This window comes from Streptomyces glomeratus (assembly GCF_021462825.1).
Classification (GTDB): Bacteria; Actinomycetota; Actinomycetes; order Streptomycetales; family Streptomycetaceae; genus Streptomyces; species Streptomyces glomeratus.
On record NZ_JAKEEB010000007.1, the window covers coordinates 178,289 to 194,640 of the forward strand.

Below are 16,352 nucleotides of genomic sequence, written 5' to 3' on the forward strand. Positions count from 1 at the left end.
GGTCCTCAGAGGAAGTACAGGCGGTTGAGGGACACCGAGTCGGCGGGCTCGGAGCGGATCGGGTCCCCGTCGAGGGTGACCAGGCCGGTGCGCCGGTCGACGTCGACGGATCCGGTGCGGGAGTTCAGGCGCAGATCGGCGGGGCCGATGCCTCGGGTGCCCCGGACGGCGACCCTGCGCCGCCGGGTCGGCATCCGGTCGTTGCCCTGGTCGAGCGCCGCCCGGGCCACGAAGGCGACGGAGAGGTCGGCGGGGGTGGCACCGTGTGCGCCGAACTGCGGGCCGAGGACGAGTGGCTCGCAGGTGTCGGTGGCCGCATTGGGGTCCCCGACCACGCCGTACGCCGGGAAGCCGGCCTTGAGCACCAGCTGCGGCTTGGCACCGAAGTACTCCGGCCGCCACAGCACGATGTCGGCCAGCTTGCCGGTCTCCAGGGAGCCCACCTCGTGCGCGAGGCCGTGGGCGATGGCCGGGTTGACGGTCAGCTTGGCGATGTAGCGCAGGACGCGGGCGTTGTCGTCGTCCGGGCCGTCGCCCTCCACAGGCCCCAGCTCCGCCTTCAGCTTCCCGGCCATCGCGAAGGTGCGGCGCACGGTCTCGCCCGCGCGCCCCATGCCCTGCGCGTCCGAGGAGGTGATGCCGATCGCTCCCAGGTCGTGCAGCACGTCCTCGGCGCCCATGGTTCCGGCGCGGATGCGGTCGCGGGCCATGGCGGCGTCGCCGGGCAGGTCGGTCTTGAGGTCGTGGACGGAGACGATCATGCCGTAGTGCTCGGCCACGGCGTCCCGGCCGAAGGGCAGGGTGGGGTTGGTGGAGGAGCCGATGACGTTCGCGACGCCCGCCATCTTCAGGACGTTGGGCACATGGCCGCCGCCGCAGCCCTCGATGTGGAAGGCGTGGATGGTCCGCCCTTCGAGCACCCGGAGCGTGTCCTCCACGGACAGGCATTCGTTCAACCCGTCGCTGTGCAGCGCCACTTGGACGTCGTGCTCCTCGGCCACGCGCAGCGCGGTGTCCAGGGCGCGGGTGTGGGCGCCCATGTCCTCGTGCACCTTGAAGCCGGACGCGCCGCCCTCGGCCAGCGCCTCGGTCAGGGGCGCGGAGTGGGAGGACGAACCCCGGCCCAGGAAGCCGATGTTGACCGGCCAGGCGTCGAAGGCATTGAACGCGTGCCGCAGTGCCCAAGGGGAGTTGACGCCCACGCCCCACACCGGGCCGAACTCCTGGCCGATGATCGTGGTCACACCGGAGGCGAGCGAGGCCTCCATGATGCGCGGCGACAGCAGGTGGACATGGGTGTCGACGGCACCGGCGGTGGCGATCAGGCCCTCACCGGAGACGATCGACGTCCCCGTGCCGACCACGACGTCGACGCCGTCGAGGGTGTCGGGGTTGCCGGCCCGGCCGATGGCGTGGATCCGGCCTTCGCGGATGCCGATGGAGACCTTGCGGATGCCCTGCACCGCGTCGATCACGACCACGTTGCTGATGACGACGTCGCAGGTCTCGCGCACGGCGGCGGCCTTCAGATGCAGCCCGTCACGGGCCGTCTTGCCGAACCCGGCGAGAAACTCGTCGCCGTGCTTCTGGGCGTCGGACTCCACGCGCACCACCAGGCCCGAGTCGCCGAGACGGATCCGGTCGCCGGCGCGGGGGCCGTGCGCGGCCGCGTACGCGTGGGGGTCCATCGCCCGCTCCACCGGATTCATCGGCCCGCCCCCAGGTATCCGCAGGCGGCGGCCCTGCGCAGGGCCTCCTCCTTGGCGCCCGGCGCGTCCAGCGGGCCGTCGACGAGCCCCGCGAACCCGATCGCGGTCCGCCGGCCCCCGATCGGCACCAGACCCACCTCCACGCTCTCCCCCGGCCCGAACCGCACGGAGGAACCCGCCGGCACCGCGAGCCGCATCCCGTAGGCGGCCCCTCGGTCGAAGTCGAGCCGTGGGTTGGCCTCGAAGAAGTGGAAGTGCGAGGTCACGGAGACGGGCACATCCGCGGTGTTGGTGACCGTCAGCCGCACGGCCGCCTCGGCCTCGGCGTGCCCGGGACCCGGCAGGAGTGCGCCCGGAGCCAGGTCGCCCAGGCCGCCTTCGAGAGGACGGGAGACCACCGCGAGCCGGGAGCCGTCGTCGAAGACGGCCTCGACGTGCACCTCGGTGACGACGTCCGCGACACCCGGCAGCACGTCGTCCGGGCCGAGCACCGTGCGCGCCCGCTCGACGGCCTCGGCGAGCCGGGCGCCGTCGCGGGCCGCCTCGCACACCGTGTCGGCGATCAGTGCGGTCGCCTCCGGCACGTTCAGCCTGAGGCCGCGGGCCCTGCGGGCCCTGGCCAGCTCGGCGGCCGAGAACAGCAGCAGCCGGTCACGCTCCGTGGGAGTCAGTCGCACCGCGTCTCCTTGTCTCGCATCATTTAGAGCAACACTCTAAGCACGGAGCAGTGGCAGGGGAAGGCTTCAAAACTGTGAGTTTGAACGACACTCAAATCAAACGATGACCGGCGCTCGGCCCGATGACCAGGCGTACGACCCGACGACGACGAGGAACGGGCGCGCAAAAAAGGGGCCGCCCCGGACCCGAAGTCCGAAGCGGCCCCGACGGTGCGCGGCGGGCGTCAGCCCAGCTTGTGCATCCAGCCGTGGACGTCCTCGCGGTTGCCGCGCTGGATGTCCAGCAGGGCCTCGCGGAGCCTGAGGGTCACCTTGCCCGGCTCGCCACCCGACTGCTTCCACTCGGCACCGGCCCGCTTGACCGTCCCGACCGGGGTGATGACCGCCGCGGTGCCGCAGGCGAACACCTCGGTGAGGCTGCCGTTCTCCGAGTCGGCCTGCCACTCGTCGAGGGAGACACGGCGCTCCTCGGCCTCGTAGCCGAGGTCGCGGGCGACCGTCAGCAGGGAGTCACGCGTGACACCCTCCAGGATCGAGCCGGTGAGCGTCGGGGTGACGATCCTGTCCCCGTACACGAAGTAAAGGTTCATGCCACCCAGCTCCTCGACCCACTTGTGCTCCACGGCGTCGAGGTAGCAGACCTGGTCGCAGCCCTTGGCGGCGGCCTCCGCCTGGGCGAGCAGGGAGGCCGCGTAGTTGCCGCCCGTCTTCGCGTCGCCCATGCCTCCCGGAACCGCACGGACACGGTCCTCGGACGCCCAGATCGAGACGGGCTTCACACCGCCCGGGAAGTACGCGCCGGCCGGGGAGGCGATCACCAGGAAGAGGTACTCGTTGGCCGGCTTCACACCGAGGCCGACCTCGGTCGCGATCATGAAGGGGCGCAGGTACAGCGACTCCTCACCGCCGTGTGCCGGCACCCACGCCTTGTCCTGCTGGACCAGCGCGTCGCAGGCCTCGATGAACGTCTCCACCGGCAGCTCCGGCATCGCCAGGCGCCGGGCGGACCGCTGGAAGCGCCGGGCGTTCATCTCCGGGCGGAAGGTGGCGACCGAGCCGTCGGGCTGGCGGTAGGCCTTGAGACCCTCGAAGATCTCCTGCGCGTAGTGCAGGACGTTGGTGGCCGGGTCGAGGGAGATCGGCGCATACGGGACGAGCTGGCCGTCGTGCCAGCCCCGGCCCTCGGTCCACCTGATGGTCACCATGTGGTCGGTGAAGTGGCGGCCGAACCCGGGGTTGGCCAGGATCGCCACCCGCTCCGCGTCGGAGAGCGCGTGGGCGGAGGGCTTCAGCTCGATCGTGGGCGTCGTCATGTGTCGTTGTCCTTCACCGGTTGTCGTGGCGGGCCGCGCTCACGCCCGCACTGGCACGGCCAGTGCTTGGACGTCCGAGCATTCCCTCATACCGCGGCTCCGCGTTCGATTATCGCAAGGGGTGAGGCCGGACGAAACGGTGTGAATACGGCCCCATGGTTGCCCAGGGGTGGGTCGATGGTGACACCCGGCGCAGACATGGGAAAGCCGCCGGGCGCGATCGCGACCCGGCGGCTTACTCAGGGTGTGTGAGTGGCCCGGGTCAGCCGGCTACTCGTACGGCGAGCGCGTCGCCGATCTCGTCGGTGGTGCGGGCGGGCTTGCCCACGCGCTCGGCGAGGTCGGCGGAGACGGCCTCCTCGATACGGGCGGCCTCGGCCTCATGGCCGAGATGGCGCAGCAGGAGGGCGACCGACAGGACGGTGGCCGACGGGTCGGCCTTGCCCTGGCCCGCGATGTCGGGCGCCGAGCCGTGCACAGGCTCGAACATCGACGGGAACGCGCCGGACGGGTTGATGTTGCCGGAGGCGGCGACCCCGATGCCGCCGGAGATGGCGGCGGCGAGGTCGGTGATGATGTCGCCGAAGAGGTTGTCGGTGACGATCACGTCGAAGCGCTCGGGCTGGGTGACAAGGTAGATCGTCGCCGCGTCGACGTGCATGTACTCGGTGGTGACCTCGGGGAACTCCTCGCCGACCTTGTTGAAGATGTCCGTCCACAGGTGACCGGCGTGCACCAGCACGTTGTTCTTGTGGACGAGGGCCAGCTTCTTGCGGGGGCGGGCCTGCGCACGGGCGTAAGCGTCGCGCACGACACGCTCGATGCCGAAGGCCGTGTTCAGCGAGACCTCGGTGGCGACCGCGTGCGGGGTGCCGGTGCGGATGGTGCCGCCGTTACCCGTGTACGGGCCCTCGGTGCCTTCCCGGACCACCACGAAGTCGATCTCGGGCTGGCCGGCGAGCGGGGTCTGGACACCCGGGAGCAGCTTGGACGGCCGCAGGTTGACATGGTGGTCGAAGGCGAAGCGGAGCTTGAGCAGGAAGCCGCGCTCCAGGACGCCGGACGGGACCGAGGGGTCGCCGATCGCGCCGAGCAGGATCGCGTCGTGCTGCTTCAGCTGCTCCAGGTCGGCGTCGGTGAGGGTCTCACCGGTGGCGTGGTAGCGCCGGGCGCCGAAGTCGTACTCCTTGGTCTCCAGCTTCACATCCTGCGCGAGGACGGCGGAGAGGACCTTCAGCCCCTGGGCCACGACCTCCCGGCCGATGCCGTCACCGGGAATCACTGCGAGATTGATGCTGCGAGACATGACGGCACCGTACTCCTTGTCCCACGCAATGACACGGTGCGTCCGGGATACGGACAGACACGCGCGGGATTCGAGGTGCGGCGCGGTACGGGACCGCGCCGCACCTCACGGGCGCGGCTCCCGGCTCGGAAAGCGCCGCCCGCGGCGGCTCAGTGGCCGGTCTCGCCGCCGTTGTCCCGGCGGTCGAGGGCACGCTGGAGCGCGGCGGCGGCGTTCTTGCGGTCGGACTCACTGGTGCGGGAAACGTGACGGACTCGGCGGCGGGCGGTCGTCTCGGCCATGGGGAATCGACTCCTTCGAGATCCCGGAGCACGGAAAAAGGGTTACGAGACGCCGGAGGGGCGGGGAGCGGTGCCGCAGGGGTGACCTGCATGGGGCCCGGCTCTCGACCGCCATTCGCTGGATCGAGCGAGACGTTCGGCTCCTACAAAACTAAGCGAGGACCGGGCGTCTGTCTCCACAATTACTCGGACTTCCTACTATCTGAGACGGCGGACCGGCCCGCCCGGCCGTGCCGGCACCGACGGCGTCACCGGCCGTCAGAGCACGTCGCCGTCCCGCCAGTCGAAGACCAGCTTGTGCTTCGGATCGAGGGGTCCCGCGGCCGCCGGGCGCACGAAGGTGCAGTCCTCCTCGTCACGCAGCCGGACCACTCCGTGGGGGCCGAGGGCGCAGAGACGGCCGGACCACAGCTGCCAGCCCCGGGCCTTGTACAACGGGATGCCCTCGTCACTCGCGGAGAGCGCGCCGAGGTCGTAGGCACCGTCGATGATCCGCTCGATCTCGGCCATGACGCGCCCGCCGAACCCCCGGCGCCGTGCGTCCGGACGCACTCCCACGCCCTCGACGTACCCGACACGGAGCCAGCGCTTGCGGTACCGGACGCGTCGCTGGACGACCGACCCGTGTGCCGCAAGGCCCCGCTCGTCGCTCAGGAGGACGTGCATCCCGCCGAGCCCGTGCTCCCACTCCTCGTCGTCGTAGTCGCCGCCGAACGCCTCGTCCAGCAGGGCGCGGGCCGCCCGGAGTTCGGCCGGGTCGAGGTCGGCGGTGTGAGCGGTGCGCAGAGGGGTGGCCACGGGACCAGTATGACCTCCCCCCGGCGTTCTCCCACGTGACCGGCCTGCCGCCCACACGAGGCGGTACGACCTGCGAGGGCCGCATATGACGACCGCCCCCGCCCCGGGTGTGGTGACCCCGGGCGGGGGCGGTGCTCAGGGGGCGTCGGCCCCGTGCGGGCGGGTTCAGCCCATGTGCGGGTAGGTGTAGTCGGTCGGCGCGACCAGCGCCTCCTTGATGGCGCGGGTCAGGGTCCAGCGCAGCAGGTTCTGCGGGGCGCCCGCCTTGTCGTTGGTGCCGGAGGCGCGGCCGCCGCCGAAGGGCTGCTGGCCGACCACGGCGCCGGTCGACTTGTCGTTGATGTAGAAGTTGCCGGCCGCGTAGCGCAGCTTCCGAGCCGTGTACGCCGCCGCGGCGCGGTCGTTCGCGATGACCGAGCCCGTCAGGGCGTAGTCGGAGACCGACTCCATCTGGGTGAGCATCTCGTCGTACTTCTCGTCCTCGTAGACGTGCACCGCGAGGATCGGGCCGAAGTACTCGGTCGTGAAGACCTCGTTCTCCGGATCGGTGCACTCGATGACGGTCGGACGGACGAAGTAGCCGACCGAGTCGTCGTACGAGCCGCCCGCGACGATCGTGCAGGTCGGGTCCTCCTTGGCACGGTCGATGGCGGCCTTGTTCTTCGCGAAGGCACGCTCGTCGATCACGGCGCCGATGAAGTTCGACAGGTCGGTGACGTCACCCATGGTCAGGTAGTCGACCTCGGCCGCGAACTCCTCCTTGAAACCGGAGTTCCAGATGGAGGCCGGGATGTAGGCGCGCGAGGTCGCCGAGCACTTCTGGCCCTGGTACTCGAAGGCACCGCGGGTGAGCGCCGTCTTGAGGACCGCGCGGTCGGCGCTCGGGTGCGCGACCAGGAAGTCCTTGCCGCCGGTCTCGCCGACCAGGCGCGGGTAGGAGCGGTACTTCTCGATGTTGTTGCCGACCGTCTTCCACAGGTACTGGAAGGTCTTGGTCGACCCGGTGAAGTGGATGCCGGCGAGGTCGCGGTGCTCGAGGGCGACCTTGGAGACCTCGATGCCGTCACCGGTGACGAGGTTGATGACGCCCTTGGGCAGGCCCGCCTCCTCCAGCAGCTGCATCAGCAGCACCGCCGCGTGGGTCTGGGTCGGGGACGGCTTCCAGACCACCACGTTGCCCATGAGGGCGGGGGCGGTGGGCAGGTTGGCCGCGATCGCCGAGAAGTTGAACGGGGTGATCGCGTAGACGAAGCCCTCCAGCGGGCGGTGGTCCAGGCGGTTCCAGACACCCGGGGAGTTGGCCGGGGGCTGCTCGGCCAGGATCTGGCGGGCGTAGTGGACGTTGAAGCGCCAGAAGTCGACCAGCTCGCACGGGCTGTCGATCTCCGCCTGCTGCGCGGTCTTCGACTGGCCGAGCATGGTGGAGGCGGCGATCGTCTCGCGCCAGGGGCCGGCCAGCAGCTCGGCGGCGCGCAGGATGATCGCGGCGCGGTCGTCGAAGGACATCGCGCGCCAGGCGGGGGCGGCGGCGAGGGCCGCGTCGATGGCGTCCCGCGCGTCCTGCTGGGTGGCGTGGTGCAGGGTGCCGAGAACCGCCTGGTGGTTGTGCGGCTGCACCACCTGGAACGGCTCGCCGCCGCCCATGCGCTTCTCGCCGCCGATGGTGCACGGCAGGTCGATCGGGTTGTCGGCCAGCTCCTTGAGCTTGGCCTCCAGCCGGGCGCGCTCGGGCGAACCGGGGGCGTAGCCGTGCACCGGCTCGTTGACGGGGGTGGGGACCTGGGTCACAGCGTCCATGGGGTACCTCTTCCGAGTGATTCTCGGGCTCCAGCCCGGGGGAGGTGAAGCGGTTGCGTATGGTGAGCAGCGGTCAGGGCCTGACCTTCACGGACTCGCTGCGGCGAGCTCGCGAGAAGCCTCTTCGGGGGCGGAGTCACGGGTTCCGTAACTCCTTTCCGCGGAACCGGGTCCGGCTCCGCCGGCCGCGGGGCGGTGGCCGTTGTTCTCCGGACAATCCCCGGAGGGCCACAGTCACCGCTCATCCCGCGCATCAGCCCTTGCTGACCATCGAGCGGGCGAAGAAGCGGACGTTCGCCGGCTTCTCGGCCAGACGGCGCATGAAGTAGCCGTACCAGTCGGTGCCGTAGGCGGTGTAGACGCGCATGCGGTGGCCCTCGGCGGCCAGCCGCAGGTGCTCCTCGCCGCGGATGCCGTACAGCATCTGGAACTCGTACTCGTCGAGCTTGCGTCCGGCGCGCCGGGCGATGTCCTGCGCGATGGCGATGATCCGCGGGTCGTGGGAGCCGATCATCGGGTATCCCTCGCCCTCCATGAGGGTCTTCAGGATGCGGACGTACGCCTTGTCGATCTCGTGCTTGTTCTGGTACGCGACCGACGCGGGCTCCTTGTACGCCCCCTTCACGATACGCACCCGGCTGCCGCTCGCGGCGAGACGGCGGGCGTCGGCCTCGGTGCGGAAGAGGTACGCCTGGATCACGCAGCCGGTACCGGGGAAGTCCTTCCGCAGCTCCTCGTGGATGGCGAACATCGAGTCCAGAGTGGTGTGGTCCTCGGCGTCCAGGGTGACCGTGGTGCCGATCGCGGCGGCGGCCTCGACGACCGGGCGCACATTGGCGAGGGCCAGCTCGTGGCCGCCGGGAAGCGCCTGGCCGAACATCGAGAGCTTGACGGACATCTCGGCCCTCGCGCCGAGCCCCAGCTCCTCGAGGCGGCCGATCAGCTCCAGGTACGCGTCCCGCGCGGCCATGGCCTGCTCCGGGGTCGTGATGTCCTCCCCGACGACGTCCATGGTGACCTCGAGGCCCTTGCCGGTGAGGTCCTCGATGATCGGGACGATCTCGTCGACGGTCTCGCCGGGGATGAAGCGGTCCACGACCGACTTCGTCACCGGGGCGGCCGAGATCAGACGGCGCATCCGGTCGCTGCGCGACGCGGCGAGAATCACGGGACCCAGCACGGGCACCTCCACAAGGGCAACAGGAGGCCGAATCCCGACGATTCGGGTACGGCACGGAGAACCACCGTGAAACCTATGGATTGCTCCGATCGTCGGCCATCGACAGCTGTCACGCATCCGTGCCCTGGATCTCAGACATCTGTATGAGCGTCGTGGGGGAATGCGGGAGAATGCCCGTGTGGCGGATGTCTTCAAGCCGGGCCGGGGCGACTACCAGGAACTCGTCGACGAGATCTCGGCGCTGCTCGGCGCCCCCGCGACCCTGGAGAACCGGGACTTCGAGCTGATCGCCTTCGCGGCCTACGACAGTGACGGGGAGTTCGACGAGGCGTCCCTCGACCCGGTCCGCACCCGCTCGATCCTCACCCGCCGCTCCACGGCGGCGGTGCGCACCTGGTTCGAGGGCTTCGGCATCGCCCGTGCCACCGGTCCCGTGCGCATTCCGCCGACTCCGGAGGCGGGTGTCTACCGGGGGCGGATCTGTCTGCCCGTACGCCATCGGGGCGTCGTCCTCGGCTATGTGTGGCTGCTCGCCGACGAGCCGGGCCCGTCCGAGGCGCAGCTGTCCGCCGCGATGGAGGTCGCCGCCCGCATCGGCGCGCTGCTCGCGGACGAGGTGCAGGCGGGCGCGGATCTGACGCGCGAGCTGCGGGCGGTCCTGACCGCCGAGCGGGGCTGGCAGCAGGAGGCGGCGGTGGCCGAGCTGCGGACGGCGCTGGGCGTGCGGGGCGAGGGCCTGCACACGGTGGTCTGCGTCGCCCCCTGGCCCTCGTCCGATCCGGACGACGCCCCCTCGGTCCGTACGATCCCGGCGGCGACCGCGCTGTGCACGGTGCCGTGGGGCCCGAGCGGCCAGAGCCTGGCCCTGCTGGTGCGGCTGCGCTCGGCGGACGTGCCGGCCCCGGCGCTCACGGCGGCCTCGCGGCTGCTGCGGGAGGCGGAGGTGACCCGTGGCGGCGGACTGACGGCGGCCGGGGTGGCCGGTGCCCGCCATGGCCTGGCCGAGTTGGGCGTCGCGTGGCAGGAGGCGTCGGCGGCGGCCCGTGCGGCCCTGGCCGAGCCCGGGTTCGGCCCGGTCGCGCAGTGGTCGTCGATCGGGCCGTACCGCCTGCTGACGTCGCTCCCGCGCGAGGCGGCCCACGATCCGGCCGTCCGGGTCCTGCTGTCCCCCGCCCATCGCGAACTGGCCCGCACGGCCGAGGTGTTCCTGGACTGCGCGGGCCAGGCGGGCCGCACCGCGGCGGAACTGGGCATCCACCGCCAGACCCTCTACTACCGCCTGTCCCGGGTCGAACAGCTCACCGGCCTGGACCTGGACGACGGCGAGGACCGCCTGCTGCTGCACATGGCGCTGAAGGGAGCGCGGCTCTAGCTTCGGGCGGCTTCCAGCACGCGGCGGAGCCCTTCGGTGAGCTGGTCGGCGTCGGTGGCGGTGTCCGGGTCGAAGAGCCACTGCACCATGAGGCCCTGGAGGAGGGTCTGGTAGAAGCGGCCCTCGGTGTCGACGGTCTCCTTGTCGAGGTCGCTCTCGGGGACGTCGTTGAACAGAGGAATGATTCCCGAGCGGCCCTCCTCCTGCGCCTGGGCGAGCAGCTTGCGCACCTCCGGCACCCGGTCGCCCTGGAGGATGAGCTCGAAGCTCAGCAGCCAGATCGCCCGTGATCCGGGAACCGAACGGATGATGTTCGTCCACACCTCCCGGAACCGGTCGAGCGACCGCGGTGGCGTGCGTGTCTCGCCGCCGGCTCCCCAGCCGGGCCCGTAACGGTCGCCCATCTCCTGGACCAGCGAGACGTACGCCTCCACCAGCAGCGCGTCCTTCGAGCCGTAGTGGTAGCCGATCGAGGCGAGGTTGGTCCCGGACTCCTTGACGATGTCGCGCGCGGTCGTGCGCACGAAGCCCTTCTCCAGCAGGCAGCGCTTGGCGCCCTCGAGCAGATCCTCACGATGTCCCATGCGGTCCACCCTAGCGCCCGTCCATACAGCCGTCCTAGACGCATGACTTATACAAGCGTTCTAGACAAGCGTTTAAGACGCCCGTACAGTCCCTGTCATGACGAACTCGACGAGCAACGCCTCGACTTCGGCCACCCGGGCCGGCCGCCGTGAATGGACGGCCCTCGGCGTCCTGATGCTTCCGCTGCTGCTGGTCTCGATGGACGTCTCGGTCCTGTACTTCGCGATCCCGGCGATCAGCGCGGACCTGGAGCCGAGCAGCACCCAGCAGCTGTGGATCTTCGACATCTACGCCTTCGTCCTCGCCGGGCTGCTGATGACGATGGGCTCGCTGGGCGACCGCATCGGCCGCCGCAGGCTGCTGCTGATCGGAGCCACCGCCTTCGGGGCCGCCTCACTGGCGGCGGCCTACGCGAACAGCGCCGAGACCCTGATAGCGGCCCGCGCGGTCCTCGGCATCGGCGGCGCCACCCTGATGCCGTCCACGATGGCCCTGATCCGCACGATGTTCACCGACCCGGCCCAGCGGGCGAAGGCGATCGGAATGTGGTCCGGGGTGATGACGGCCGGTATCGCGCTCGGCTCGGTGATGAGCGGCGTCCTGGTCCAGTACTTCTGGTGGGGCTCGGTCTTCCTGGTCAATCTGCCGGCGATGGCCCTGCTGCTGATCCTCGGCCCCTTCCTGCTCCCGGAGTCGAAGGACCCCGCGCCCGGCCGCTTCGACCTCCTCGGCGTCCCGCTGTCGATGGCGGCGGTGCTCCCGGTGATCTACGGCCTGAAGGAGATCCCGTCGGAGGGCTGGAACGTCCGGTACGTCGTCTCGATCACCGTGGGTCTGCTCTTCGCGGCGCTGTTCGTCCACCGCCAGCGCACCTCGGCCTCCCCGATGATCTCCCCGGCCCTGTTCCGCGGACGGGGCTTCGCCCCCGCCGTGGTTCTGAACCTCGTCTCCTCGTTCGCGATGATGGGCTCGGCGTACTTCACCACCCAGTACCTGCAGTCGGTGCTCGGCAAGAGCGCGATGGAGGCGGCCCTGTGGGCGCTGCTGCCCTCCGTCCCGATCGGCATGGCGGCCCCCATCGCCACCCAGCTGGTCCAGAAGGGCGTCAACCGTGCCTATGTCGTCTGCGCGGGCTTCGCGATCGCCGCGGCCGGCTACGCAATGCTCGCCCTCGCCGGCTCGGACGCGCTCTGGCTGGTGCTGGCCGCGTGCGGCGTCCTCGCCTCCGGGATCGTCGTCGCCATCTCCCAGATGACGGACCTGGCGCTGAGCGCGGCCCCGGTCGAACGGGCCGGATCCGCCTCCTCCCTCCTGGAGACCGGTGCGGAGTTCGGCGGCGCCCTCGGTATGGCGGTCCTCGGCTCGATCGGTACGGCGGTCTACCGCCACGAGATCCCGTCCTCGGCGCCGGCCCCGGCCCACGAGACGCTGGGCGGCGCGCTGGCCGTCGCCGGCCGGCTTCCGGGCCACACGGGCGACGCCCTGGCGACGGCCGCGCGGGAGGCGTTCACCAGCGGGATGAACGGGGCGGGGATCGCGGGGGCGCTGGTCCTCGTGGGGGCCTCGGTCTGTGCGGCGGCGACACTGCGCCGGATCCACGTCCGGGAGGCGACGGAGGCGGAGAAGAGCGCCGCCTGAGGGCACCCGCACACAGGCGAACGCCGGACGGGCTGGCAGACCAGCCCGTCCGGCGTTCCAGGACGAGTCCGTTCAGGGCGAACGGGGCCGGGGACCGCGCCCCGGATACGGCGACCTCAATCGGCGGTCACCCGGACGAACGGCAACCTCAGACGAGGTTCACCGAGCGGGCGGACGTCGCGCCGATCTCCTCGGCCACCTCGGTCAGAACGTTCTGCGACACCGTGTCGTCGACCGTGAGGACCGCAAGAGCCTCACCGCCCGCGATGTCACGGGCGACCTGCATCCCCGCGATGTTGATGCCGGCCTCGCCGAGGATGCGGCCCAGCGTGCCGACCACACCCGGGCGGTCGGTGTAGCGCAGCACGACCATGTGGTCGGCGAGCGCCAGGTCCACGTCGTAGTCGCCCACCGCCACGATCTTCTGGTGGTGCTTGGGGCCGGCCAGGGTGCCGGACACCGACACCTCCTCGCCGCCCGCGAGCGTGCCGCGCACCGTGACCACGTTGCGGTGGTCCGAGGCCTCCGAGCTGGTGGTCAGGCGCACCTCGACACCGCGCTCCTGGGCGAACAGCGGCGCGTTGACGTACGAGACCGTCTCGGCCACGACGTCCTCGAACACACCCTTGAGTGCGGACAGCTCGAGCACCTTGACGTCGTGCTGGGTGATCTCGCCGTACACCTCGACATCGAGCCGGACGGCGACCTCGCCCGCGAGCGCGGTGAAGATGCGGCCGAGCTTCTCGGCGAGCGGCAGCCCCGGCTTGACGTCCTCGGCGATGACACCGCCCTGCACGTTCACCGCGTCCGGGACCAGCTCGCCGGCGAGCGCGAGGCGCACCGACTTGGCGACCGCGATGCCCGCCTTCTCCTGCGCCTCGTCCGTCGAGGCGCCCAGGTGCGGGGTGCACACGACCTGGTCCAGCTCGAACAGCGGCGAGTCCGTGCACGGCTCCTTCGCGTACACGTCCAGGCCCGCGCCCGCGACGCGGCCCTCCTTCAGCGCCGAGTACAGCGCCTCCTCGTCGACGATCCCGCCGCGCGCGGCGTTGACGATACGGACGCTCGGCTTGACCTTGTGCAGCGCCTCGTCGCCGATCAGACCGAGGGTCTCGGGGGTCTTCGGCAGGTGGACGGTGATGAAGTCGGAGACCTCGAGCAGCTCATCGAGGGACAGCACCTTGACGCCCATCTGCGCGGCCCGGGCGGGCTGGACGTAGGGGTCGTAGGCGACGACCTTCATGCCGAACGCGGACATCCGCTGCGCGACCAGCGCGCCGATCCGGCCGAGGCCGACCACACCGAGGGTCTTCTCGGCGAGCTCGACGCCCGTGTACTTGCTGCGCTTCCACTCGCCGTTCTTCAGCGCGGCATTGGCCTGGGGGATGTTGCGGGCCGTGGAGATGATCAGACCGCAGGCCAGCTCGGCGGCGGTCACGATGTTCGAGGTGGGGGCGTTGACGACCATCACGCCGGCCTTGGTGGCGGCGGAGACGTCCACGTTGTCGAGGCCGACGCCGGCTCGCGCGACGACCTTCAGCTTCTGCGCGGCGGCGACGGCCTCCGCGTCGACCTTCGTCGCGGAGCGGATCAGGATGGCGTCGACGTCGGCGATCGCCGACAGCAGCTCCGCGCGGTCCGCACCGTTGCAGTGCCGGATCTCGAAGTCCGGGCCGAGTGCGTCGACGGTCGCGGGCGACAGCTCTTCAGCGATGAGTACCGTGGCTTTTCGACTGGGGTACGAGCTCACGTGAGTCCTCACATGTCCAATGCGGACGGCCGTCCCGACGGCCGCAGGCGGTGGAGGGGGCTAGCCGCGTGGAAGACGCACGACGCTGTGGGCCTGAACGCGTTTGTTGTTGAGCAGTCTAGTGGCGCCGCACGTGTCGTATTACGCCGTTGCGGAAGGATCACCCGTCCGTGGCTGGACGGGGTGGACAACGTCTCATTCCAGACGTTACCCCGGGTTCGCCGAAGGGGCCGGAGCAGAATGCTCCGGCCCCTTCGGCCGCGAGGCCTACGCCTCCTCGTTCACCCAGCTCATGAGCTTGCGCAGCTCCTTGCCGGTGGTCTCCAGCAGGTGCTCGGAGTCCTGCTTCTTGTACTCGTTGTACTTCTTCAGACCGCCGTGGTACTCGTCCATCCAGTTGCGGGCGAACGTGCCGTCCTGGATCTCGGCGAGGACCTTCTTCATCTCGGCCTTGGTGGCGTCGGTGATGATGCGGGGGCCGGTGACGTAGTCGCCCCACTCGGCGGTCTCGGAGACCGACCAGCGCATCTTCTCCAGGCCGCCCTCGTACATGAGGTCGACGATCAGCTTCAGCTCGTGCAGGCACTCGAAGTAGGCGATCTCCGGCTGGTAGCCCGCCTCGACCAGGGTCTCGAAGCCGGCCTTCACCAGGGCGGAGGCGCCACCGCACAGGACGGCCTGCTCGCCGAACAGGTCGGTCTCGGTCTCCTCGGTGAAGGTCGTCTTGATGACGCCGGCACGGGTGCCGCCGATGCCCTTGGCGTAGGAGAGGGCCAGCGCGAAGGCGTTGCCGGTGGCGTCCTGCTCGACGGCCGCGATGCAGGGAACGCCGCGGCCCTCCTCGTACTGGCGGCGCACCAGGTGGCCCGGCCCCTTCGGGGCGACCATGCAGACGTCCACACCGGCCGGGGGCTTGATGAAGCCGAAGCGGATGTTGAAGCCGTGGCCGAAGAACAGCGCGTCGCCGTCCTTCAGGTTGGGGGCGATGGACTCCTCGTAGACCTGGGCCTGGATCGGGTCCGGGACCAGGATCATGATCACGTCGGCCTCGGCGGCGGCCTCGGCCGGGGCCACCACGCGCAGCCCCTGCTCCTCGGCCTTCGCCTTGGACTTGGAGCCCTCGGGCAGACCGACCCGCACGTCGACACCCGAGTCGCGCAGCGACAGCGCGTGGGCGTGGCCCTGGCTGCCGTAGCCGATGACCGCGACCTTGCGGCCCTGGATGATGGACAGGTCGGCGTCAGCGTCGTAGAACAGCTCGGCCACTTTGGGTTCTCTCCTTGTGTACGGATGGTGCGTCCCACCGTATGACGGCGGGGAGAAGGGAAGTTTCGGGGTCTCGGCATACGGGCGGCCGGCGGCCTGCCGGCCGCCCGTTTCCGGACGTACGGGAATGTTCCCGGGTGTCCTAGGCGGACCGGTCGAGGGCGCGCAGCGACCTGTCCGTGATCGAACGGGCGCCGCGGCCGATCGCGATCGTGCCGGACTGGACCAGTTCCTTGATGCCGTAGGGCTCCAACATCTTCAGCATGGCGGACAGCTTGTCGCTGCTGCCGGTGGCCTCGATGGTGACGGCCTCCGGGGAGACGTCCACGGTCTTGGCGCGGAACAGCTGGACGATCTCGACGATCTGGGAGCGCGTCTCGTTGTCGGCGCGCACCTTCACCAGAACGAGTTCACGCTGAACGGCCTGGGACGGCTCCAGTTCGACGATCTTCAGGACGTTGACGAGCTTGTTGAGCTGCTTGGTGACCTGTTCGAGAGGCAGGTCCTCGACGTTGACCACGATGGTGATGCGGGAGATGTCGGGATGCTCGGTGACACCGACCGCGAGCGAGTCGATGTTGAAGCCGCGGCGGGAGAACAGGGCGGCGATCCGGGCGAGGATGCCGGGCGTGTTCTCGACGAGGACCGAGAGGGTGTGCTTGGACATGGTTCTCACTCAG

General features: G+C 70.3%; 14 protein-coding genes. 2 read left to right on the forward strand and 12 right to left on the reverse strand.

Annotated elements, in window-relative coordinates; genetic code table 11:
- Nucleotides 1-5 precede the first annotated feature (5 nt).
- The 8 genes from LZ604_RS11245 to LZ604_RS11275 form a co-directional block, all read right to left on the reverse strand.
- The gene (locus tag LZ604_RS11245) at nt 6-1,688 is read right to left on the reverse strand and encodes an urease subunit alpha (protein ID WP_234514846.1); all 1,683 of its coding nucleotides are present in this window, start codon (nt 1,686-1,688) and stop codon (nt 6-8) included.
- A gap of 17 nt (nt 1,689-1,705) precedes the next feature.
- Complete coding sequence (gene ureA, locus LZ604_RS11250; protein WP_234514847.1) at nt 1,706-2,386, reverse strand: urease subunit gamma; 681 nt, start codon at nt 2,384-2,386, stop codon at nt 1,706-1,708.
- Between the two features lie 224 nt (nt 2,387-2,610).
- Nucleotides 2,611-3,699: a branched-chain amino acid aminotransferase gene (locus LZ604_RS11255; protein WP_234514848.1), complete on the reverse strand. Its 1,089-nt coding sequence runs from the start codon at nt 3,697-3,699 to the stop codon at nt 2,611-2,613.
- Nucleotides 3,700-3,961: 262 nt separating this feature from the next.
- The gene (locus LZ604_RS11260; protein ID WP_234514849.1) at nt 3,962-5,005 is read right to left on the reverse strand and encodes a 3-isopropylmalate dehydrogenase; all 1,044 of its coding nucleotides are present in this window, start codon (nt 5,003-5,005) and stop codon (nt 3,962-3,964) included.
- A gap of 149 nt (nt 5,006-5,154) precedes the next feature.
- Nucleotides 5,155-5,286: a hypothetical protein gene (locus tag LZ604_RS35690; RefSeq protein ID WP_267971215.1), complete on the reverse strand. Its 132-nt coding sequence runs from the start codon at nt 5,284-5,286 to the stop codon at nt 5,155-5,157.
- Nucleotides 5,287-5,544: 258 nt separating this feature from the next.
- The gene (locus LZ604_RS11265; protein WP_234514850.1) at nt 5,545-6,084 is read right to left on the reverse strand and encodes a GNAT family N-acetyltransferase; all 540 of its coding nucleotides are present in this window, start codon (nt 6,082-6,084) and stop codon (nt 5,545-5,547) included.
- Between the two features lie 165 nt (nt 6,085-6,249).
- Nucleotides 6,250-7,881, reverse strand: coding sequence for an L-glutamate gamma-semialdehyde dehydrogenase (pruA, locus tag LZ604_RS11270; RefSeq protein ID WP_234514851.1), 1,632 nt, complete (start codon nt 7,879-7,881; stop codon nt 6,250-6,252).
- A 253-nt stretch (nt 7,882-8,134) separates the two neighbouring features.
- On the reverse strand, nt 8,135-9,061 hold the full coding sequence (locus LZ604_RS11275; RefSeq protein WP_234514852.1) for a proline dehydrogenase family protein: 927 nt from the start codon (nt 9,059-9,061) through the stop codon (nt 8,135-8,137).
- Between the two features lie 160 nt (nt 9,062-9,221).
- On the opposite strand from LZ604_RS11275, the gene LZ604_RS11280 reads away from it, so the two are divergent.
- Entirely contained in the window at nt 9,222-10,433 is a 1,212-nt protein-coding gene (locus tag LZ604_RS11280; RefSeq protein ID WP_234514853.1) for a PucR family transcriptional regulator, read from the forward strand.
- Here the strand turns inward: LZ604_RS11280 and LZ604_RS11285 are convergent.
- Nucleotides 10,430-11,017 carry a TetR/AcrR family transcriptional regulator gene (locus tag LZ604_RS11285; RefSeq protein WP_234514854.1) on the reverse strand — a complete coding sequence of 196 codons (588 nt, stop codon included), beginning with the start codon at nt 11,015-11,017 and terminating at the stop codon, nt 10,430-10,432. The genes LZ604_RS11280 and LZ604_RS11285 overlap by 4 nt on opposite strands.
- Before the next feature lie 97 nt (nt 11,018-11,114).
- Between LZ604_RS11285 and LZ604_RS11290 the strand changes: the two genes are divergently transcribed.
- Complete coding sequence (locus LZ604_RS11290; protein WP_234514855.1) at nt 11,115-12,656, forward strand: MFS transporter; 1,542 nt, start codon at nt 11,115-11,117, stop codon at nt 12,654-12,656.
- Nucleotides 12,657-12,804: 148 nt separating this feature from the next.
- Here the strand turns inward: LZ604_RS11290 and serA are convergent, their stop codons facing one another.
- From serA to ilvN, 3 genes are all read right to left on the reverse strand, one after another.
- Nucleotides 12,805-14,406, reverse strand: coding sequence for a phosphoglycerate dehydrogenase (serA, locus tag LZ604_RS11295; protein ID WP_234514856.1), 1,602 nt, complete (start codon nt 14,404-14,406; stop codon nt 12,805-12,807).
- Nucleotides 14,407-14,673: 267 nt separating this feature from the next.
- Entirely contained in the window at nt 14,674-15,672 is a 999-nt protein-coding gene (gene ilvC / locus LZ604_RS11300) for a ketol-acid reductoisomerase (RefSeq protein ID WP_234514857.1), read from the reverse strand.
- A gap of 142 nt (nt 15,673-15,814) precedes the next feature.
- The gene (gene ilvN / locus LZ604_RS11305; RefSeq protein ID WP_166002432.1) at nt 15,815-16,339 is read right to left on the reverse strand and encodes an acetolactate synthase small subunit; all 525 of its coding nucleotides are present in this window, start codon (nt 16,337-16,339) and stop codon (nt 15,815-15,817) included.
- Nucleotides 16,340-16,352 lie beyond the last annotated feature (13 nt).